General features: G+C 47.9%; 19 protein-coding genes. 6 read left to right on the forward strand and 13 right to left on the reverse strand.

Features of this window, described 5'->3' with window-relative positions; genetic code table 11:
* Window positions 1-130 precede the first annotated feature (130 nt).
* The 3 genes from pgmB to U719_RS13370 all read right to left on the reverse strand — a co-directional run bounded on the left by pgmB (window position 131) and on the right by U719_RS13370 (window position 2,428).
* Window positions 131-793: a beta-phosphoglucomutase gene (gene pgmB, locus U719_RS13360; protein WP_023469308.1), complete on the reverse strand. Its 663-nt coding sequence runs from the start codon at window positions 791-793 to the stop codon at window positions 131-133.
* A 183-nt stretch (window positions 794-976) separates the two neighbouring features.
* Complete coding sequence (locus tag U719_RS13365) at window positions 977-1,309, reverse strand: Asp23/Gls24 family envelope stress response protein (RefSeq protein WP_035396186.1); 333 nt, start codon at window positions 1,307-1,309, stop codon at window positions 977-979.
* A 57-nt stretch (window positions 1,310-1,366) separates the two neighbouring features.
* Window positions 1,367-2,428, reverse strand: a complete 1,062-nt coding sequence (locus U719_RS13370) for an acyltransferase family protein (RefSeq protein ID WP_023469310.1) — start codon at window positions 2,426-2,428, stop codon at window positions 1,367-1,369.
* Window positions 2,429-2,470: 42 nt separating this feature from the next.
* On the opposite strand from U719_RS13370, the gene U719_RS13375 reads away from it, so the two are divergent.
* Together U719_RS13375 and U719_RS13380 are read left to right on the forward strand one after the other, a co-directional pair.
* A complete protein-coding gene (locus U719_RS13375) occupies window positions 2,471-3,211 on the forward strand; it encodes an SGNH/GDSL hydrolase family protein (protein ID WP_023469311.1) in 741 nt (246 codons plus the stop codon).
* A gap of 344 nt (window positions 3,212-3,555) precedes the next feature.
* Window positions 3,556-4,023 (forward strand): hypothetical protein, encoded by a 468-nt coding sequence (locus U719_RS13380; protein ID WP_023469313.1) that lies wholly within the window; start codon window positions 3,556-3,558, stop codon window positions 4,021-4,023.
* A 64-nt stretch (window positions 4,024-4,087) separates the two neighbouring features.
* Here the strand turns inward: U719_RS13380 and U719_RS13385 are convergent, their stop codons facing one another.
* Both U719_RS13385 and U719_RS13390 read right to left on the reverse strand, forming a co-directional pair.
* A complete protein-coding gene (locus tag U719_RS13385) occupies window positions 4,088-4,681 on the reverse strand; it encodes an alpha/beta hydrolase (protein WP_023469314.1) in 594 nt (197 codons plus the stop codon).
* Window positions 4,678-5,616 carry a VOC family protein gene (locus tag U719_RS13390; protein ID WP_023469315.1) on the reverse strand — a complete coding sequence of 313 codons (939 nt, stop codon included), beginning with the start codon at window positions 5,614-5,616 and terminating at the stop codon, window positions 4,678-4,680. Before U719_RS13390 ends, U719_RS13385 begins: the two co-directional genes overlap by 4 nt.
* A gap of 176 nt (window positions 5,617-5,792) precedes the next feature.
* Here U719_RS13390 and U719_RS13395 point away from each other — a divergent pair, with 176 nt between their 5' ends.
* The 3 genes from U719_RS13395 (at window position 5,793) to U719_RS13405 (ending at window position 8,379) form a co-directional block, all read left to right on the forward strand.
* The gene (locus U719_RS13395; protein ID WP_023469316.1) at window positions 5,793-6,686 is read left to right on the forward strand and encodes an ABC transporter ATP-binding protein; all 894 of its coding nucleotides are present in this window, start codon (window positions 5,793-5,795) and stop codon (window positions 6,684-6,686) included.
* On the forward strand, window positions 6,676-7,875 hold the full coding sequence (locus U719_RS13400; RefSeq protein ID WP_023469317.1) for an ABC transporter permease: 1,200 nt from the start codon (window positions 6,676-6,678) through the stop codon (window positions 7,873-7,875). The genes U719_RS13395 and U719_RS13400 overlap by 11 nt, the downstream gene beginning before the upstream one ends.
* A 66-nt stretch (window positions 7,876-7,941) precedes the next feature.
* Window positions 7,942-8,379 (forward strand): hypothetical protein, encoded by a 438-nt coding sequence (locus tag U719_RS13405; RefSeq protein WP_023469318.1) that lies wholly within the window; start codon window positions 7,942-7,944, stop codon window positions 8,377-8,379.
* 45 nt (window positions 8,380-8,424) lie between these two features.
* Here U719_RS13405 and U719_RS13410 read toward each other — a convergent pair whose 3' ends face one another.
* The 8 genes from U719_RS13410 to U719_RS13445 form a co-directional block, all read right to left on the reverse strand.
* Complete coding sequence (locus U719_RS13410; protein WP_023469319.1) at window positions 8,425-9,054, reverse strand: helix-turn-helix domain-containing protein; 630 nt, start codon at window positions 9,052-9,054, stop codon at window positions 8,425-8,427.
* A gap of 30 nt (window positions 9,055-9,084) precedes the next feature.
* Complete coding sequence (locus tag U719_RS13415; protein ID WP_023469320.1) at window positions 9,085-11,016, reverse strand: FtsX-like permease family protein; 1,932 nt, start codon at window positions 11,014-11,016, stop codon at window positions 9,085-9,087.
* Window positions 10,982-11,746: an ABC transporter ATP-binding protein gene (locus U719_RS13420; RefSeq protein ID WP_023469321.1), complete on the reverse strand. Its 765-nt coding sequence runs from the start codon at window positions 11,744-11,746 to the stop codon at window positions 10,982-10,984. Before U719_RS13420 ends, U719_RS13415 begins: the two co-directional genes overlap by 35 nt.
* Window positions 11,739-12,731, reverse strand: coding sequence for a HAMP domain-containing sensor histidine kinase (locus tag U719_RS13425; protein WP_023469322.1), 993 nt, complete (start codon window positions 12,729-12,731; stop codon window positions 11,739-11,741). Before U719_RS13425 ends, U719_RS13420 begins: the two co-directional genes overlap by 8 nt.
* Window positions 12,728-13,414 carry a response regulator transcription factor gene (locus U719_RS13430; protein ID WP_023469323.1) on the reverse strand — a complete coding sequence of 229 codons (687 nt, stop codon included), beginning with the start codon at window positions 13,412-13,414 and terminating at the stop codon, window positions 12,728-12,730. The genes U719_RS13425 and U719_RS13430 overlap by 4 nt, the downstream gene beginning before the upstream one ends.
* A 96-nt stretch (window positions 13,415-13,510) precedes the next feature.
* Window positions 13,511-15,427 carry an ABC transporter permease gene (locus U719_RS13435; protein WP_023469324.1) on the reverse strand — a complete coding sequence of 639 codons (1,917 nt, stop codon included), beginning with the start codon at window positions 15,425-15,427 and terminating at the stop codon, window positions 13,511-13,513.
* On the reverse strand, window positions 15,414-16,175 hold the full coding sequence (locus tag U719_RS13440) for an ABC transporter ATP-binding protein (protein ID WP_023469325.1): 762 nt from the start codon (window positions 16,173-16,175) through the stop codon (window positions 15,414-15,416). The genes U719_RS13435 and U719_RS13440 overlap by 14 nt, the downstream gene beginning before the upstream one ends.
* A 157-nt stretch (window positions 16,176-16,332) precedes the next feature.
* A complete protein-coding gene (locus tag U719_RS13445) occupies window positions 16,333-16,836 on the reverse strand; it encodes a PTS glucose transporter subunit IIA (RefSeq protein ID WP_023469326.1) in 504 nt (167 codons plus the stop codon).
* 175 nt (window positions 16,837-17,011) lie between these two features.
* Between U719_RS13445 and U719_RS13450 the strand changes: the two genes are divergently transcribed.
* Window positions 17,012-18,718, forward strand: a complete 1,707-nt coding sequence (locus tag U719_RS13450) for a M3 family oligoendopeptidase (protein ID WP_023469327.1) — start codon at window positions 17,012-17,014, stop codon at window positions 18,716-18,718.
* Window positions 18,719-18,803 lie beyond the last annotated feature (85 nt).

The following is an 18,803-nucleotide window of genomic DNA, read 5'->3' on the forward strand; positions in this document are numbered from 1 at the left end:
GCCGAATCATACGGCTGAGCGTTATTTTTTTGAAAAAGAAGAGATTCAGGGAAATCACTTCTTTTTCTGACACATAAAAGAAAAGAGAGGTTGATTGCGATTCAATCATCAGGGAATGAATGAATCTCAGTTAGCGACTAGCGAGGATTTGCTCAAGGGAAAGCAAATCTGTCGAATCGACACGATAGTCTGCCTCATGGAGCGCCGACTCCGGTCCTACACCGACGGCATACATACCGGCAGCGTGGATGGCAGTGATGCCCGCTGTCGCATCTTCTACACCGATGCAACGGCTTGGTTCGACGTCGAGCGCTTCCGCAGCACGGAGAAACACTTCAGGGTGTGGTTTCGATTGTGCAACAGTTGCAGCATCTACGATGTCATCGAAGTAATGTCGAACCTTTAATGCCTCGACGACCATCAGCGCATTTTTAGAAGCGGACGCCATCCCGATTTTCAGCCCAGCGTTTCGGATTTCATCAAGGAATGCAGTGATTCCAGGAAGAAGATCCTGTTCAGAGATGTGCTGGATCAATGTGACATAGTGTTCGTTCTTCTTCGCAGCGAGTGCTAGCTTCTCGTCTTCCGAAAAAGCATCCTGTTTTCCACCAAGCGCAAGGATACGCTCGAGTGAATCCATCCGGCTGACACCTTTTAATGTCTCATTGAATTCCCGGTCGAACGGGATATCCAAATCCTCTCCTAATTGTTTCCACGCTAAGTAGTGATACTCTGCTGTATCCGTGATTACGCCGTCTAAATCAAAAATGACCGCTTCGATCGTTGGTGCCATCCGACATCCATCCTTTCATACATCGTCCATGAAAGGCAAGAAATCGAATGACACGTTGTGCAAACGATTGCACTTGCCTCACAAACAATTTTACTAATTCTCTCATCTCTTTGCAAGCGTTATCAAATGTTTTACTTAAAAAGAAAAACACCTTGCGATTTCAGCAAAGTGTTTTTCGTCCTGTTATCCTTTTAAGAGACCAATCACTCGGACGTTGATTGCTTTCGGTTGGAACGCGAGCATGTTCTCCATGTCTTGCGCAATCCGTTCCTGCACTTTCCCCGCCGTCTTGATGATCGACATTCCGTACTTGATATGAACAGACAAACTGATCGTAATCTCGCCGCCGACATCCTCGACCTTCACGAGTTTAACCATCTGTTTCTCTTGCAGTTTTGAATCATCTGCTGTGAAGGCGATCCCTTCCGTTTCTTGAACAGCTACGCCTGCGATGACCTCGATGACTTGTTGCGAGACGTTCACGACACCGTCTGCGTTGTTTAAATTATATGACATTCCTTCCACGCCCTTCGTCTTGTAATCCATCTATCTTAAAGTGTAAAGCATTCCGTCTTATTTTGAAAGGTCTTCCCGTTTCTCGACGATTGGACGAATATCAATCTCAATCAAAGGACGGAGGACACGGACGACGAGCGGGTGTATGATGATACCGACGATCAGTAAGGCAACGCCGATCATGATCAGTAACGCTAGCCACGGTTGTGGTACGAATGCATCCGTCACATACTGGCGCCACGCCATGACGAAAAAGACGTGAAGCAAATAGACATAGAGGCTGAGTTCCCCAGCCCGTGTGATGAGCGGAAGGCGACGCATCGGAATCAACATCATGAAACCAAGGGAAGCCGCAATCGATAAGAAATAGATGACACTATGTTTGATGACACCTAACCAGGCATCACTATCGTATTGATCAACATAAGGGAAACGATGCTTGAAGGCATTCGCGAAATCAATGATCTCTTGTGGTGTGTCACGCCATGCTTCAAATAACAAAAAGCCCATGACGGCCACAAATGTGATCCCACCGATTAGACGGACATTCATCCGTCGTTTAAAGTTTTTCGGCATTTCAAAGATCCGGATGAATTCGTGTTCTGATAAATAATTTCCGAGTAAGAAGTACGGATAGAACATGATCAACTTACGAAGTGCTAAGAAGCCTGTATTCTCAAGCTCAAAACCATATAATAGAGCGAACGCGAGACCGAACCAGACGTAGCCGCGTAAATGGACGACATAAGGCGTCACGATATACCAGACGACCATGACGAATAAATACCAAAGTGCCCAGTATGGCCGTAATAGATGCGTTCCAATGTTTTCTCCTGAGAAAATCGGGTTTCCTTCCCCGAGTGTCGCCCAAGATCCGATCAAGATCTGCCAGACACAATACACCGCGAAAAGCTGGATGACACGTAAATACTTGTTTTCGCGGAAGAAATAACCGCTTAAAATAATGAATAATGGCATATGAAACGAATAAATCAATAGATAGACCGTTTCGAGTAATTTTCCATCATAATCAAACCGTAAATCTGTCAGCATGTGACCGATGACGACGAAAATGACAAGAAAACCTTTAATATTATCAAACCACGGATTCCGATTCATGTTACACTACCCCTTATACTCCCTCGAAAGGAACGAATGTTTATGAAAAAGACACTCCTGATTCTATCCATCGTCTTGAACGTCGTTCTCCTTGCATTGTTACTGGGACGTAAACCGCTCGAACTGTTCGAAAGCGTCTTACCTGCAACGAGTACGACTCCAGTCACGACATTCCAATACGATAAGAATCCGAACTATGTCCGTTTGAATAGTCTATTCCATACTTATCAATACCCAAAATCAGCGAACGCTGTCATGTTAGGTGACTCGATGACGAATTTTGCCGATTGGCGCATCTTGATGGATGATCCGACAATTATTAATTTCGGGATTCCTGGCGATACGACAGAAGGCTTTTTGACTCGTCTCGACCTGATTCTCGAGATGAAACCAAAACGCGTCTTCCTGATGGGTGGTATTAATGATATCCGTCACTATACGCCGATTCCACAAATTACCGAGAACATGACGACGATCGTGACGACACTTCGAAAAAATAACATTGACGTCGTCGTTCAGTCAACCGTTCCTGTGGCACCGAAGTATTCAGACTCCGTCCGAATCAACCGTGATGTCGAAGCGTTGAACCGGAATTTACAAAATCTCGCTCAATCGCTTAAGGTTCCATTCGTCGACTTACGACCTGTCTTGACGAATAAACAAGGATATCTTCAGAATCGCTTGACGTATGATGGATTACATCTCGTCGGTGGCGGTTATCTACGCTGGAGCGATGCCCTGAAACCTTATGCATTGCAAGCAGATATAACAGCAAACAAATAATCGATGGCACATCAAAAAAACGGCTCATCCCGATGATCGGGATGAGCCGTTTTTCGATTCTTAATCTTCTTGGTTCTTGACACCCATGTACGCTGCGACACTCGATGCTGAGAAAACCGCAACGGCAACGATACCGACAGCAATCCAAATCACTTGATCCATCATTTCTTTATATCCCCCTTTATGTAACCGCTCACTTCTACATTTAGCGTACACGAATTTCGTCAAGAAAGAAACACATTTTCCATGTCTAATGACTAGACGATTCGGGAAAAAGTAACTATAGTAGAAGGACAACTACAAATTGTCAGAAAATTCGATTATTTAACAAGGAGGTGTTTCTGATGGCCACTTCATTGCTTACGCCGAAAGTGACGTTACGACATCGAAGTACTCTCAACTTTGGATATTGGCTTGTCATCGGATGCATAGGATGGGGGATGCTTGCCCTCGTCACGAATGTTGGTACCGTTATTAGTCGTCTTCCTTTATATGAAAGCATTCCCCTCGCCATCCTTGTACTTGGCCTCACAGGTGTCGTACTAAAAATGGCGCGTGACGAGTGGTGGATTCGTTATCTCGAACGTCAGACCCAGTATTACATCGGACACGAGACCGTGACCGGTTGGTGTACGACGATTGATAGCATGTGGCTGATCCGTAAGACGATGCGCCGTGAACTTCGCTTGCTCTACCGACAACTTGCCAAGACGAAAGCATCGGAAGAAGTGAAACAGACGCTCGCCCTCCAGCTCGTCGAACGTGGTGTGCTCATCGTCTATTCTCGACCAAAAAGTGATCATCCTGCTTGAAACGAAAAGAGGACTGCCCCATCATCTTCTATGAAAGAAGAAGATGGGACAGCCCTTTTTTTTACTATTTCAGCCAATCCGTTGCTGCTTCAATCGTTGGCATGACGAGTTGGTGACCATAATTCGACCACGTGACGTCGACTGATGCACCAGCTTGTTTCAAGAGCGCTGATAACTCTTCCGTTTCCTGAGCCGGACAGATCGGATCATTGCTTCCGGCACCGATGAAGACGCGCACGTCCGATAGGTCAGGTAACGTCACACCACGACGTGGTACCATCGGATGCAACAGAATCGCTTGTTTGAACAAAGCTTCTTCGAACAACATGTTCGCCGCGATGTTCGCCCCGTTCGAGTATCCGACTGGAATCAGACGATCGAGATCAAAACTACGCTCTGCTGCTTGATCACGTAAAAACTGAATTAAACGTGCTGTCCGTAAAGCGAGGTCTTCTTCATCGAAGATGCCTTCCGCGAGTCGTTTGAAGAATCGTGGCATCCCGTTTTCCGAGACTTCTCCGCGGACGGACAAGTAGCCCGCTTCCGAATCGAGCAACGAGACGAGTCCGACGAGATCTTGTTCCGTTCCACCTGTGCCATGTAAGAATAAAAAGATCGGTGCGTCTGCTGTTTTTGGTGCTTGGTATAAATGAATCATACGAGTCTCCCCTTCGGTACAGTAATAGGTGTTACATGATTTGTGATCGCCGTGCGATGTGCTTCGAATTGTTCCGGCAACTTCAAGTCTTCTCCGAGCATCTCAAACGCTTCATCGATTGCGAATCCTGGATTGTCGGTCGCAATTTCATGGAGGATCCGACCGCGGTCATGGAAATAGATTGATGTGAAGTAATGGCGGTCCTTCACTTCAGTCGTCAGCAAACCGAACGCGTTGATGGCGTTCATCCAGTCGAGTTGTTCCTTTTGATCCGTTGCCCGCCACGCGATATGGTGAACCGTTCCCGTTCCCGGACGACCGACTGGCATTTGACCATGAACGACGTCAACGACATTCCCGAACTCGCCTTCTGCGATATATCGGTCAACGGTTTCCGTCCGTTTACTGAGTGTCAGCCCGAATGTGTCTGTCAGTAATTTTGCTGTGTCTGATGGATCCCGCGACAGTAACGTCGCTCCGGCGAATCCTTTGATCGCAACCTCACGCGTGATGCCATCGATTTCATAGCGACTGTCTGATCCCGCCTCGCGTTCGACGAGTTCAATTTGGAGACCATGTGGATCTTCGAAGGCGATCTGCTGCTCTCCGAAACGAACCGTCTCTTCAAACGAGACGTTTTTTTCTGTCAGTCGCGCTTTCCAAAAATCTGCTGCACCGACCGGAATCGCGTAAGCTGTCGTTCCGACTTGTCCGGCACCGACTTTCCCTTTTGCCATGCCTTTAAACGGAAAGAACGTGATGATCGTTCCCGGTGCTCCGGATTCATTTCCAAAATAGAAGTGGTATGTTCCTGGATCATCGAAGTTGACCGTTTTTTTGACGAATCGTAGTCCGAGAATGGTTCCGTAAAAATCGAGATTTTCTTGTGGATCGCCGACCATTGCTGAGATATGATGGATGCCTTGCGTTTTCATATGATGCGTTCCTCCTTCAGTCGTATCTATTAACACAATAATAGTAACTAAAGAACAAAAAGTAAACTAATAAGCCTTTCCTCGTTTTTCTGGAACCTTTATCCAATTTAAACCGTAGGACACTAGGTAACAATGATACACTTGTCGTGCAACAGACGTCTTTAAAGGAGGTTCATATGTTAGAAATCAAACACATCACGAAGCGTTTCGGCGATTTTACAGCCGTAGATGCTCTGACGATTGAGGTGCCACGCGGGCAAATCTTTGGTTTGCTTGGTGCGAACGGTGCCGGGAAGACGACGACCTTCCGGATGCTGCTCGGTCTACTGCAACCAACTGAAGGATCGATCACCTGGAACGGAGAGCGCATCCCGACTTCAAAAATCGGATACCTTCCGGAAGAACGAGGGCTGTATCCAAAAGTCCGCGTTGATGAACAACTTTTGTTCCTCGCAGAACTCCGCGATATGAAACGGAAGGATGCGAAACGAGCGTTGACGGAATGGCTCGAGTATTTCCAAATTCCGCAGTATGAAAAAATGCGCGTCGAACAACTCTCAAAAGGAAATCAACAAAAGATTCAGTTGATCTCTGCTGTCCTACATAAACCTGAACTGCTGATTTTAGATGAACCATTCAGCGGACTCGACCCGGTCAATGCGGAACAATTAAAACGTGCCGTCAAAAAGTTAACCGTCGACGGAACGACGATCGTCTTCTCGAGTCACCGGATGGATCACGTCGAAGAACTCTGCGAACACGTCGCAATCCTCGATCACGGAAAACCCGTCGTTGCTGGCTATCTTCCTGACATCAAGGCAAGCTATGGAAAAACACGTGTCCTTTTGACGACAGATGCCCCACCACTCCTATGGGATAGCTTACCGGGTGTCCTACAAGTCGAGTCAGACAACAATGGGCATATCGTCCAAGTCTCTTCAAAAGAAACGGCTGATCAACTTCTCCAACATATCGTCAGTCAAGGACACCATGTCGATCGTTTCGTCTGGGATCAGTTATCCCTGCAGGATATCTTCATCGAGGAGGTCGGCAAACGTTATGAACCGTAAATTCCTGACTTTATATCGCTTCAATCTACTACAAAAATTACGTGCTAAAAGCTTTTTGATTTCGACGGTCCTAATGGTCCTGTTCCTCGTCGGCTTTGGCAATATCGAACGGATTCTCGACTGGTTTTCTGGTGACGATCCGAAAGTTGCTCTCGTCAGTGAATTGTCGACCGATCTTCGTCCGGCCTTGAAGAAGGCTGGTGTCACTTCAGACATCACGACGAAGGAATATACAGTCGCACAAGCACGAAAGGCAGTCGACCGCGGTACATTCGATGCCGTGGCAATCGTTCAGGATTCGTATGACGTGACACTCGTCAGTGCTAGTCCTGAGTCTGAATTACAGACACAGGTCGCAACGGTCGTCAAACAAGTCCGTGACCAAGCCGTCATCACGGATGCTGAAATCGATCCGAACGTCCTTGCTTCGCTCGCTGAACCTGTTCCTGTCAAACAGGAGTTGACGTCGACGGGTGGGAAAAGTGAGGATGAACTCTTTGCTGCCTCGGCGCTCGTCTATGTGTTGCTATTCTTGATGTACTTCACGATTGCGATTTACGGTGGGATGATCGTCACAGAAATCGCGAACGAAAAGTCATCCCGTGTCATGGAATTGCTGATTTCAGCCGCGAGTCCGATTCAACATATGCTGGCGAAGATCCTCTCGATCGCTACGGTCAGTCTCGTACAATTATCGATTCTCGTCGGTGTCGGCTACTACAGTGCTCAAAACAGCAGTTTATTCGATCAGTTATCACTCGATTCCTTGAGTGCTCGGACGATCATTTATCTGTTCGTCTTCTTCCTGCTCGGATACTTCCTGTATGCGACGCTTCTCGCGGCACTCGGTTCGCTCGTCAGTCGGGTCGAGGATGCGCAGCAAGTGACATTACCAGTCATCTTGTTGATCGTCGCAGCTTTCATGATTTCGATGTTTAGTCTGAATGCACCGACGAACCAAGCTGTCGTCGTCCTGTCGTTCGTGCCGTTCTTTACACCGATGGTCATGTTCCTGCGCGTCATGTTGACCGATGTACCGCTATGGCAAGTGTCGATTTCGCTCATCTTGATGCTGATCAGCATCTCGCTTGCCTTATTCGTCGGAACGAAATTCTACCGGGGTGGTGTTCTGTTCTATGGATCGAATCCACTCAAACAGTTGCGCCGGATCTTAAGCGGTCGCCGGTAACAGTTTACAAGACGAATCGTTTCCGCTATCGTTAGGTGAGAAAAAGCCTTTAGGAGGAACTACGTTATGCGGTCTCGTTTTTGGGCAGCGATTCTTTTCACAGCTGCTGCCATGGTCTCGTCACTTGTCATGTTCACGAAATTTCCGCAGGCGAGTGCGACATGGGAACTCGTCCTTGCTTACGGTGGGATGACGTTCGTCGCCAGTCTATTTTGCTGGTCCTTCGTCGCGGTGCGCCGTCAATCTTCTCGCTTATACGGAAGTTGGGTTGGTGTCTTCATCGCTGGATTGACGGTTTTACTTGTCTGTATCGCACGCTTCGTCTTGCGTGGTGATTTGATGATGATTTTCAAATGGCAAGCGATGCTCGGTAGCTTAACCCTCAATTTCGGCTATGTCGGTTGGGTACTCGTCATCGCGAATGCAATCATTGGATTCATCATCGGTCGGACACGTATTAAGAATCCACGTTTACGTCAGATGTCACAAAACAATACACGTTAAAAAAAGTCGCTGTCTTCTGAACGTCAATCAGAAGACAGCGACTTTTTATTTGCGATGATAACGTGAACGGCTTTTCCGGTCACTATAATCCGTGTAATATGTCGAACGAGCTAACGATACACCTTCTGTCATTCGGTCGAGATATTCGTCGAGTTGCATCATGGCTGGAAGTTTATCCTCAAACAGTTCAAACGTCTCTTCTGCTTGATCCCGTTGTAACTCTCCTGCTTCCATCACAGCATCGACCAGTTCATGAAAGATGCGTTGCTCGGTTGCGCTCATCGTCTGCTCGATCCGTTTGACATCTTCGTCGTACATCAGGTCAAACAGGCGCATTCGCTCTTCAAGCTGCTCTTCGACCCATGTCCCGTCTTGTCCGAGCGTCTGCTCATAAGCAAGTTTCATCTCTTCAAGTGGCGTCTTCTGTTGCATGATGAACTTCAATGATTCTCCTGTCCAGATGTGACGAGCCAAGTAACTCGCATCGATGTTCAAAGCTTCAGCCAGTGCCTCGATGTACGCTTTTGTTGGATAGACTTCGCTGAGTTCCGTTCGACGAATGAAGTACGGTGCGACACCGAGTCGTTCTGCCAGCTGCTCGATCGTAACCCCGGCACGCTCTCGTAAAATACGAATTCGGTCACCGTAGCCTCGATATGGTGAATGGTCTAGCATACGTTTCCCTCCCTTGTTCCTATGGTATCATCATACCCTTGAATTCGGTGTTGGATACATCGAACTTTCGGATGATTTCCGGAACAGATGGCGCGGGTACCGTAGCCAAATCGGTAAGACACTTAAGAAGTATCCAACGGTGACGATACTGATCCAAAACATAGCGAGATTAAGAAAAGGTTTCATTTCAAGTCCAGCCTGTGTCACGACGACTTGGAACAACAAAAAGGCATGAAAAACAGAAATCAGATAGGGAATGAGTAAGACCGCACCATACTTCATGAGCAAGTAACGACGAATGTTTCCGGATCCGAATCCGAGCGCAAACAATGTCTTCATCCGTTTTTGTTCCTGTTCCGCCGTCATCTGCATCCATACATGCAGGAAACTCGCATTGATGACGAACAACCAGATCGTCAGAAGGATGACGACGAACGTGACGAGTCGTACGATCCGGATCCCGTCGATCTCATCTTCCGTCTCATTGATCAACTGATAGGGAACCGGCTGCTTCTCATCCAGCTTGGCTGCGGATTGAATATTGCGAACGATCTTCATCCACTGCTTCCAGTCCCTCGTTCCATAATCATGGTAGGCTGGCGTATCGAAGACGACGATTTGCCGAACAGGTTGTTTAAGTGTCGGGAAGACCGCGTCGCTGACGACGAATATCGTTTCGATCTGATAGTTATAGCCGAACACTAAATCATGGGAAGACGGCGAGAGCAGCTTAAACCCTTCTCGTTTCATCGCCTGTTCCGCCTTTTTCATCGTTGGTGTATTCTCTTCGAGTTGCACCGGTCGCGCGGGTACGAAGAAACTCTGTCGACCGGTCGCCTTCCGCTCCTCAAGGTGCAATTGACGCATCATCTTGTTGTAGGCAGAAATCGGTAAAAAGATACGCTTCCCTTCTGCCTTCACTTCAATATCTTGCTGATAGCGATCCGGAAATGCGTCCGTCATCGTCTGTTTAATATCCTTCAATCGCTTCGTCGGCTGAGCGGATTCTTCATAATAGACGAGACCAAATTGATTTTGGGACGAGAGATCGAGTCCGATCAATTGAAACAAGAAGACAAGTCCGACTGCCGTCAGCGCACATGACGTCAAGATCGTCCCGAGGGCAATCAGCGTACTATTCGTTCGTAACTGATTGGCGATCTCCGAAACGATCAGTTTCCGAAGAGACAACCGACATGGACGATATAGCTGGATCAACCACGGTAAGATATAGCGGCAAATGAAAAAGGAACCGATGAAGATGACAAGCGGGAATAACATATAAAATCCATACATTCGAACGAACGCGAGGACATATCCGTAAATCAAGAGCAATAGAGCGAGGACTTGTGTCAGAATCCAAACTCTTCTTCGAAAAAGTGAACGGGAACGGACCGGTCGATCCGGACGAAAACGGTAAATCGCCAGAACGGTCGCGATCAGTAAAACAAGGAAGGCGCCACCAATCAAGGCAAGAATCGCATAAAACGACAGCTCAAACTCGATCGGTGGCAAGAACATGATTTTGACGACAGAAAGTAACAGCATCTTCGTCAAGACATTTCCAAGTATCATCCCCGCCGTGATCGCTAATCCGCCGACGATCAGAACCTCAATCAAAAAATACTTCAAGAAGTGCGATAATCCACTACCGAGCGTCCGCATCGTTCGGAGATCGTTCTTCCGGTGCTCAAGCATCGTATAGGTCGTCGAATAGATGAACAGGATACTAAAAAATAGGATGATCAGTTCTGCGATGAAGACGAACAAGATCGTCATCTCGATGACTTGGTTCAATTGGCTGAGTATCTTAGCGACGTTTTGAAACGATCCGTTCGTCAGCAAGTTCCAGTAACTCGTCACGATCGTCATCGCGACGATGATCGTCAAGGCATACCCATAGTACAACCGCTGGTAGCGCCGGATATTACGTAGGGCGTATTGCAGATAATTGATGCTCATCCCCTCCTAACAACGATAACGACTCAATGACACGTTGAAAGAAGATCCGTCGTGGCTCATCACGGAATAACTCGGTTTGCACGCTACCGTCCTTTAAAAACAAGACATGATTACAATACGAAGCGACTTGCGGATCATGCGTCACGATGACCATCGTCATCCCCGTCGCGTTCAGTTCTGCTAATACATCCATGACATGTTTTGTCGCTTGAAAATCAAGTGCTCCGGTCGGTTCGTCCGCAAGTATCAGACGCGGCGTATGAATCAAGGCGCGACCGATCGCTGTTCGCTGCCGTTGTCCACCACTTACTTCGTCCACCTGCTTATCGAGCAAATCATCAATCTGAAGGCGACGAGCCAACTGCTCCATCTCTTCACGCGCCAGTTTTGCTTTTTTCCCAGACAACATCAATGGAACGAGCATGTTCTCACCGAGCGTCAAGGAGTCGAGTAAGTTGAATTCCTGAAAGATGATCCCAAGTGTCTCGCGTCGGAAGCGTGTCATCTCTTTTCGCTTAAACGTCGCTGTATCGACGCCATCAATCAGAATCGATCCCCAACTTGGCTCGTCGAGTGTCGCAAGCAAGTTGATCAGTGTCGATTTGCCACTACCGGACGGTCCCATGACTGCGACCATCTCGCCTTCTTCAACTCGGAAGTTCACATCCGTCAACGGCTGTTCCGTCACCTTTCCGGGATAGACCTTTCCTAATTGTTTCACCTCAATCATGTGCGCGACCTCCTACTAAACGAATCCGACATGTCGTCCCGATGCCTTCCTCACTCTCAAGTTCAATCTCATGTCCGAGTTTCATCGAGACCTGCTGGACGAAATACAGTCCCATTCCGGTCGATTCCCCGTAACGTCGCCCATTCTCACCGGTAAAGAACGCATTAAAGACGCGTGGGACATCTCGTCTTGGAATCCCGACGCCGTCGTCTCGAATCGACAAAACGACCTGCCCATTTATCTCCTCCGCCTTCAAGACGACTTCTCGTCCGTGACCTGTCGTATATTTAATCGCATTCGTCACAAGCTGTAAGACAAGGAATCGAAACCACTTCGCATCCGTATAGACGTACATATCCTCCGCGATATCGAGTTTCGGAAAAACCTGATTTTTGACGAATAGTCGTTTTTCCTGATTAATGATGCCGGTAATAAGTGGCTTTAAGGATAACTGCTCTGCCTTCAGATCCGTCTCGATCGCTTCTAGACGTGACGAATAGAGCATCTGGTCGAGTCCACTGCGCAGCCGATCGACCTCTTGGCGCAAATCAGCTTGATAGTGCTCCCCCGGATGTTCGAGAATCAGTTCGATGACGGATAACGGCGTCTTCATTTGATGAATCCACTGGTCGACATACCGATGCCGCTCTTTTTCCTTCCGTCGCTCAGCAAACAGACTGTTTCGAAACAAGGTCTGTTGCCGTTCTAAAAATTGTTCGACAGCGACGGAAATCGGTTCTTCACTATCACTGCGAATCGGTTCTGCGACCGATTGGACCGGCTGTTGCATCCGTCGCAGCAACGGAAGCATGCTGAAGAAACGATAACTGAGATAAATCAAGAGACCGATACTGTTCAAGAGCACGATATAAAAGAAGGCTGCTGGGCGATAAAGATCGTAGAGCCATAAGACGGCATATAAAATCAGCATTTGTCCAGTAAAGAAGATGATACCTGGTATCGCGTGCCGTAAAAAGAGCTTCATGGTTCAAGAACCAGTTTATAACCGACGCCTCGCACCGTCTCAAGTCCAGCGACACCGATTTCGGCAAGCCGTTTGCGGACACGCGTGATATTGACGTTCAACGTATTCTCATCGACGAATGCTTCGTCATCCCAAATCCGTTCAAGTAGATCGCCCCGACTGACGATTCGTGGACTTGCCGTCAGCAACATCTCAAGGATCAGTCCCTCTTTTTTTGACAGCTCGATCGACTGTTCCCCGTACTCGACGATATAACGGTCCAAGTACAGCGTGACACCTTCTTTCGTCACCGTCCGCTCATCCGTCTCGTTTGAAAGCGTGCCATAGGCCCGGCGAATCTGACTTTTAATCTTCGCGATGACGACCGCTCCTTGGAACGGCTTAACGATGTAATCATCCGCTCCGTATTCAAGCGCCATGACTTGATCCATCTCCCCGACCCGTGCTGAGATGAACAGGATGGGTGCCCGTGTCTTCATCCGCAATTGTCGACACCAATAGAAACCGTCAAACTTCGGTAAATTGACATCTAATAGAATGACGTCCGGATTCGTCTCTTCAAAGACCGCAACGACATCTCCTCGCCCATCTTCAACGACGACTCTAAAATCATAGCGTTCAAGTAGTTCTTTCAATAATGTAGCAATCTTCATGTCATCTTCGACTAATAAAATCGTATGCATCGTTCCTATCAACTCCTTCTCCCTTTATCATAACGAACTCAAAAAGGACTGGAAACGATTATTCCGTTTCCAGTTCTGTGTACCCTATTTAGTTCATCACGTGACGATGCGGCGATACGCACGAACCGTGACGATATAGTAGATCAGATAGACGATCGTATAACAAACAATCGCAAGTAATGTCGGACGAACGATGTTGTAGTTCAACAGTTTCTGCAAGACTTGCATCGCAACTAAACTATGAACGAGTCCAAGCACGTACGGTAAGGAGAAGACGAATCCGACAAGACGACGAATGATACCCGTCTGTTCCTTCTCATCAACACCGATCTTCTGGATGATGGCAAACCGTTGTTTCGATTCTTCTGCTTCCGCGAGCATCTTGAAGTAGATGATTGAACCCGTCGCAAGCAAGAAGACGAGTCCGAGGAAGCCGGCAGCAAACGCGAGTAAGCCTGTCGTTGCTGTCGTCATCGTATAGACAGGATAATACGCTGCCATCTCCGTGTCCGCTTGTTTTCCATATAGTTGTGTCAACTGTTTCATCAATCCATCGTCATGACGTTCATCTGAGAACTGATAATTCGTCAGCGTGAAGCCTTTTTCCGGCATCTTCGCGAACGCATCATCGTTTACGACGAAGGCGAGACGCTGTTTCTCATAAAGTTGAGCGATCGGTAGATTCGTCGCAGCGGTGATGCGAAAGGACTCATGAACGTCCTTGATTTCAACACCGACCGGCGATTTGACTTTCATCTTCAACAAATCGTTTCCTTTGAATGTCTCAAGGACGATCGCTTCGCCTTGTTTCGGTTCTTTGATGACCGTTTTCCCGTTCGCTTTCGCGAGCTTGACGTAGTCCGAATAGTTGACGTAGCTGAATTGTCCCGGCTGGTCTTCATACGCATACGTCGCGTAGTAGCGCGTGAACGTCAGCGGGTTCGGCAGATCGGTCATCTGATGGTCGACGTTCTTGACGTTGACCATCGTCCGGCTGTCGATCTTTTGGTCAGACTTTGCAATCAGTTGTTCCGCTTCAGATTGTTTACTCGCAATCGATAGGCTGTACGGAACTTGCTCCTCGACGGTCTGATCGATGAAATAATAAATCGATGTCGCTGTACCGACTGTCGTCAATGTGACGGCAGTGATGACTGTGATCGTCGACAGCATGACGGCATTCGATTTGATTCGTGACAACAATTGCCCATGCAAAATCAAATTCGTTCCTTTGAAGTGTCGCGCTTGGTTACTTAAGACGCGCAATAAGAAGATCGTGAAGTAACTCATCGTTCCGAACGTTCCGAGAATGACGCAGAGCATCAAGAGTGGGGCAACGATCGTAAAGTGATCCATCAACGGTTGTCCGGTCAAATAGTACCCAACACCGATCAAGACGACCGAAAGCACGGCTAGGATCGGATGGACTTTCGGAAGCGATTCCGCTTGTTGTTCTGCCTTGAACAATTCGATTAATGTAAAACGATAAATCGTCCGAGCCGAACGTAAGGCGATGATCAAGAAAATCAACAGGAAGACACCGATCGTCTGCAGGACGGAAGCTCCGCTGATCGTAAAGGTCGCATCGACTTGCATCGCCATGACGGAAGCGAGCAACTGTACGAAGTATTTCGAAGCGACGGTACCAATCGCAATTCCGAGAATCAGACCAATCACTCCGTACCCCATCGTCTCAAGGAAAATCAGGCGGGCGATCTGCCCCCGCTCTAGACCGAGCAACGCGTAGAGTCCGATTTCCTTCTTACGACGACGTAAGAAGAAGTCACTTGAATACCAGATGAAGATGGCAGAAAAAAGCGCTAGAATGACACTTGCTCCCGTAAAGACCGTTCCCAGTTTCCCGTACAATTCGTTCGCCTGAAGCATCGATTCATTCGATCGAATCGCGAGAAACGTATAGTAAATCAGAATCGCAAACGTGACGGCACCGAGGTACATCACGTTTTGACGGATGTTCTTCAAATTTTGAAACGCCAGTTTAGACAAGCTCACGGACGGCACCTCCGAGTTCGCGTTGGACTTCCATGATCTGCTCGAAGAATTCCTTCTGCGAACCGAAGCGATGGACTTCCTTGAACAGCTCTCCATCCTTGACGAACAGAATCCGTTCCGCATAAGACGCTGTCATCGGATCATGCGTTACCATTAAAATCGTCGCGCCTTCGTTGTTGAGCGATTGCATCGCTTCGAGTAACCCTGTCGCTGACTTCGAGTCAAGCGCACCGGTTGGCTCGTCGGCTAAAATGAGTGACGGATCATGAATGATCGCACGCGCGGCAGCCGTCCGTTGTTTTTGTCCACCCGATAGTTCGACGGGACGTTTATCGAGTAAGTCGTGGATACCAAGTTGACGCGCCACACGATCGACACGTTCTAAAATCATTTTTTTATCGACGTTCGCGAGTGAGAGCGGTAAGGCGATATTTTCCCGAACCGTCATCGTATCGAGGAGATTGAAGTCCTGGAAGATGAAGCCGAGTTGTTCCCGACGGAAACGTGCTAATTGTTTTTCCTTCATCGCCGTCACGTCTGCTCCATTGATTAGAATCGAGCCATCCGTCGGCTGATCGATCGTCGACAGTAAGTTAAGCAACGTCGATTTCCCGGCACCGGATGGTCCCATGATGCTGACGAACTCTCCTTCATGGACGCTGAGCGTCGTCGGACGCAGTGCTTCGTGGCGCGCTGTTTTCGTTTGATACGTTTTTGAAATCTGTTCTGCTTGTAAGATTGCTTTCATCTGTATTGCCTCCTGTGTTTGATTCGTTACACTTAGTCTAGCCCTTCCCTGCTTTTCTCAAAATGGACTTTGCTTTCACTTCTCTTACAAAACGGTAAGACACGGGAGGAGACGACAAAAAAGCCCCCATCCGCAAGGAATGGAGGCGTATCGTATCTTATTTGTGTGTTGCTTTGAAGAGCTCTGTGTCGCCTGCGACAACAGAAGTTCCTTCAGCTGGTACAGCTGAAAGCGTGAATTGATCGTGGTTCGTCACGATGATCGGTGTGATCGTCGATGGTGCGTTCGCACGGATGTAGTCAAGGTCGAACTCGACGAGGACGTCTCCTGCTTTAACTTTGTCACCTGACTGGGCGTGAGCCGTGAAGCCTTCACCTTTAAGGTTAACTGTATCAAGACCAACGTGGATCAACAGTTCAAGACCATCTTCACCTTTTAGACCGATTGCGTGTTTTGTTGGGAAGATCGTTTCAACCGTTGCGTTGATCGGCGAGACGACTTTACCTTCAGTTGGTTCGATCGCGACACCGTCGCCCATCATTTTTTGAGAGAAAACTTGATCGGGTACGTTCTCGATGTTGACGATTTTACCTGTAAGTGCAGAAGCGATTTTTGCGTTTCCTGCGTCGTTACCACCAAACAATTTTTTTAAGAATCCCATGATACTATCCCTCTACTTTCTCGATCGTTTTTCTTCCGAATGGAAGTTTCGATTTTTTATAGGAGTAAGCTGTCAGACAGCTCGCTCACGTTCTCACAAAAAGCATACGTTTGTCCCTCTGGTTTTGCAAGTATTTTTGTGTGATAATAGTTAGAAATCATAAGGAGGCGCTTACATGTTACCATTTTCAGAAATTACATATGTCCGTCCTGACCTTGCCTTGCTTGAAACATCCATGAATCAAGCGATCGCTCGACTGACGGAAGCCACACAGGTAGATGAAGCAAACGCAGCCATCACTGAGATTAATACCCTCAGAAATCAATTTGAAACGGCAAGCCAGCTCGTCGAGATCCGCCACACGATCGATACACGCGATACGTTCTATGAGACGGAACAAGGATTCTTTGATGAAGCGAGTGCGATCTATCAAGGATATGTCTCAAGCTATTATCAAGCGTTGACGACGCATCCACTCCGCAGTGAACTCGAACAGACGCAAGGCAAACAGTTATTCCTGATTGCTGAAGCGAGCCTGAAGACGTTCTCAGAAGAGATCATTCCGAAACTCCAAGAAGAGAACCGTCTCTCGAGTGAATATACGAAACTGATGTCTTCTGCTCAAATCGAGTTCGATGGCAAGACGCTCAACTTATCACAGTTCGGCCCCTATCTTCAATCACCTGATCGTGATGTCCGTAAAGCAGCTTCAGAGGCACGCTTCGGCTATTTAAAAGAACAAGGCGAAGCAATCGATACGATCTACGACAAACTCGTCCGCATCCGGACCGAGATCGCGAAGACACTCGGTTTCCCATCGTTCGTCGAGCTCGGATACGCACGGATGCTCCGCGTCGATTATAACCAATCGATGGTCGAACAGTACCGCGAACAAATCCGTGAGACGATCGTTCCGCTCGCGACACAACTTAAAGAACGCCAGCAACGACGGATCGGCGTCGATCAGTTGTATTACTACGATGAAGGATTTGCCTTCAAGTCTGGTAATGCGACACCGAAAGGCGAAGAGTCGTTCATCATCGAAGGCGGCAAAAAGATGTATGCAGAGATGTCACCGGAGACGAACGAGTTCTTCAACTACATGCTCGACCGGGAAGCACTCGATTTAACGGCGAAACCTGGGAAAGCCGGCGGTGGGTATTGTACCTACATCGCAGACGAAAAACTCCCGTTCATCTTCTCGAACTTCAATGGAACGGCAGGCGACATCGATGTCCTGACGCACGAAGTCGGACACGCCTTCCAAGTCTATGAGAGCCGTCACCTGACAGCTCCAGAGAGTGCTTTCCCAACGTATGAAGCGTGTGAGATTCACTCGATGTCGATGGAATTCTTCGCTTATCCTTGGATGGAAGAGTTCTTCGGTGAAGAGACAGCAAAATACAAATTCAATCACCTCGCAGGAAGCGTCACATTCCTTCCGTACGGCGTTGCGATTGACGAGTTCCAACACGTCATCTACAACCAACCGGAATTGACACCAGCTGAGCGTCGCGAAGCATGGCGGACGATTGAGAAGAAATACCTGCCGCATCGTGATTACGAAGCAAACGATTATCTCGATTCAGGTGCATGGTGGCATCAACAAGGACACGTCTTCGGCAGTCCGTTCTACTATATCGATTACACGCTCGCTCAAGTCTGTGCCTTCCAGTTCTATGCTTGGATGGAACAAGACCGGGAAGCGGCTTGGAAGTCATATCTAGATCTCTGTCGTGCCGGCGGCTCGGAAAGCTTCCTTACGCTCGTCGAACGTGCTGGATTGAAGTCTCCGTTCGCACCAGGTACGGTCGAGGCAGCAGTCGCACCGGTCAAAGCGTATCTCGAACAAGCAGACGACCTCGTACTCGATCGCGTCTAATTATTCGTTTTCATCAATTTATCCAATGAAAAAGGTGAGTTTCCGGACGGAAACTCACCTTTTCTATTTTAAGAGACCTCAATCT

This window comes from Exiguobacterium sp. MH3 (assembly GCF_000496635.1).
Taxonomy (GTDB): domain Bacteria; phylum Bacillota; class Bacilli; order Exiguobacteriales; family Exiguobacteriaceae; genus Exiguobacterium_A; species Exiguobacterium_A indicum.

Bases quoted from the DNA above. Each gene is read 5' to 3' on its own strand.
- U719_RS13365 (WP_035396186.1), bottom strand. From the start codon at position 1,309: ATGTCATATAATTTAAACAACGCAGACGGTGTCGTGAACGTCTCGCAA.
- U719_RS13425 (WP_023469322.1), bottom strand. From the start codon at position 12,731: ATGAAGCTCTTTTTACGGCACGCGATACCAGGTATCATCTTCTTTACT.
- pgmB (WP_023469308.1), bottom strand. From the start codon at position 793: ATGGCACCAACGATCGAAGCGGTCATTTTTGATTTAGACGGCGTAATC.
- U719_RS13450 (WP_023469327.1), top strand. From the start codon at position 17,012: ATGTTACCATTTTCAGAAATTACATATGTCCGTCCTGACCTTGCCTTG.
- U719_RS13420 (WP_023469321.1), bottom strand. From the start codon at position 11,746: ATGATTGAGGTGAAACAATTAGGAAAGGTCTATCCCGGAAAGGTGACG.
- U719_RS13390 (WP_023469315.1), bottom strand. From the start codon at position 5,616: ATGAAAACGCAAGGCATCCATCATATCTCAGCAATGGTCGGCGATCCA.
- U719_RS13400 (WP_023469317.1), top strand. From the start codon at position 6,676: ATGAACCGTAAATTCCTGACTTTATATCGCTTCAATCTACTACAAAAA.
- U719_RS13405 (WP_023469318.1), top strand. From the start codon at position 7,942: ATGCGGTCTCGTTTTTGGGCAGCGATTCTTTTCACAGCTGCTGCCATG.
- U719_RS13415 (WP_023469320.1), bottom strand. From the start codon at position 11,016: ATGAGCATCAATTATCTGCAATACGCCCTACGTAATATCCGGCGCTAC.
- U719_RS13440 (WP_023469325.1), bottom strand. From the start codon at position 16,175: ATGAAAGCAATCTTACAAGCAGAACAGATTTCAAAAACGTATCAAACG.
- U719_RS13380 (WP_023469313.1), top strand. From the start codon at position 3,556: ATGGCCACTTCATTGCTTACGCCGAAAGTGACGTTACGACATCGAAGT.
- U719_RS13430 (WP_023469323.1), bottom strand. From the start codon at position 13,414: ATGCATACGATTTTATTAGTCGAAGATGACATGAAGATTGCTACATTA.
- U719_RS13445 (WP_023469326.1), bottom strand. From the start codon at position 16,836: ATGGGATTCTTAAAAAAATTGTTTGGTGGTAACGACGCAGGAAACGCA.
- U719_RS13410 (WP_023469319.1), bottom strand. From the start codon at position 9,054: ATGCTAGACCATTCACCATATCGAGGCTACGGTGACCGAATTCGTATT.
- U719_RS13375 (WP_023469311.1), top strand. From the start codon at position 2,471: ATGAAAAAGACACTCCTGATTCTATCCATCGTCTTGAACGTCGTTCTC.
- U719_RS13395 (WP_023469316.1), top strand. From the start codon at position 5,793: ATGTTAGAAATCAAACACATCACGAAGCGTTTCGGCGATTTTACAGCC.
- U719_RS13385 (WP_023469314.1), bottom strand. From the start codon at position 4,681: ATGATTCATTTATACCAAGCACCAAAAACAGCAGACGCACCGATCTTT.
- U719_RS13370 (WP_023469310.1), bottom strand. From the start codon at position 2,428: ATGAATCGGAATCCGTGGTTTGATAATATTAAAGGTTTTCTTGTCATT.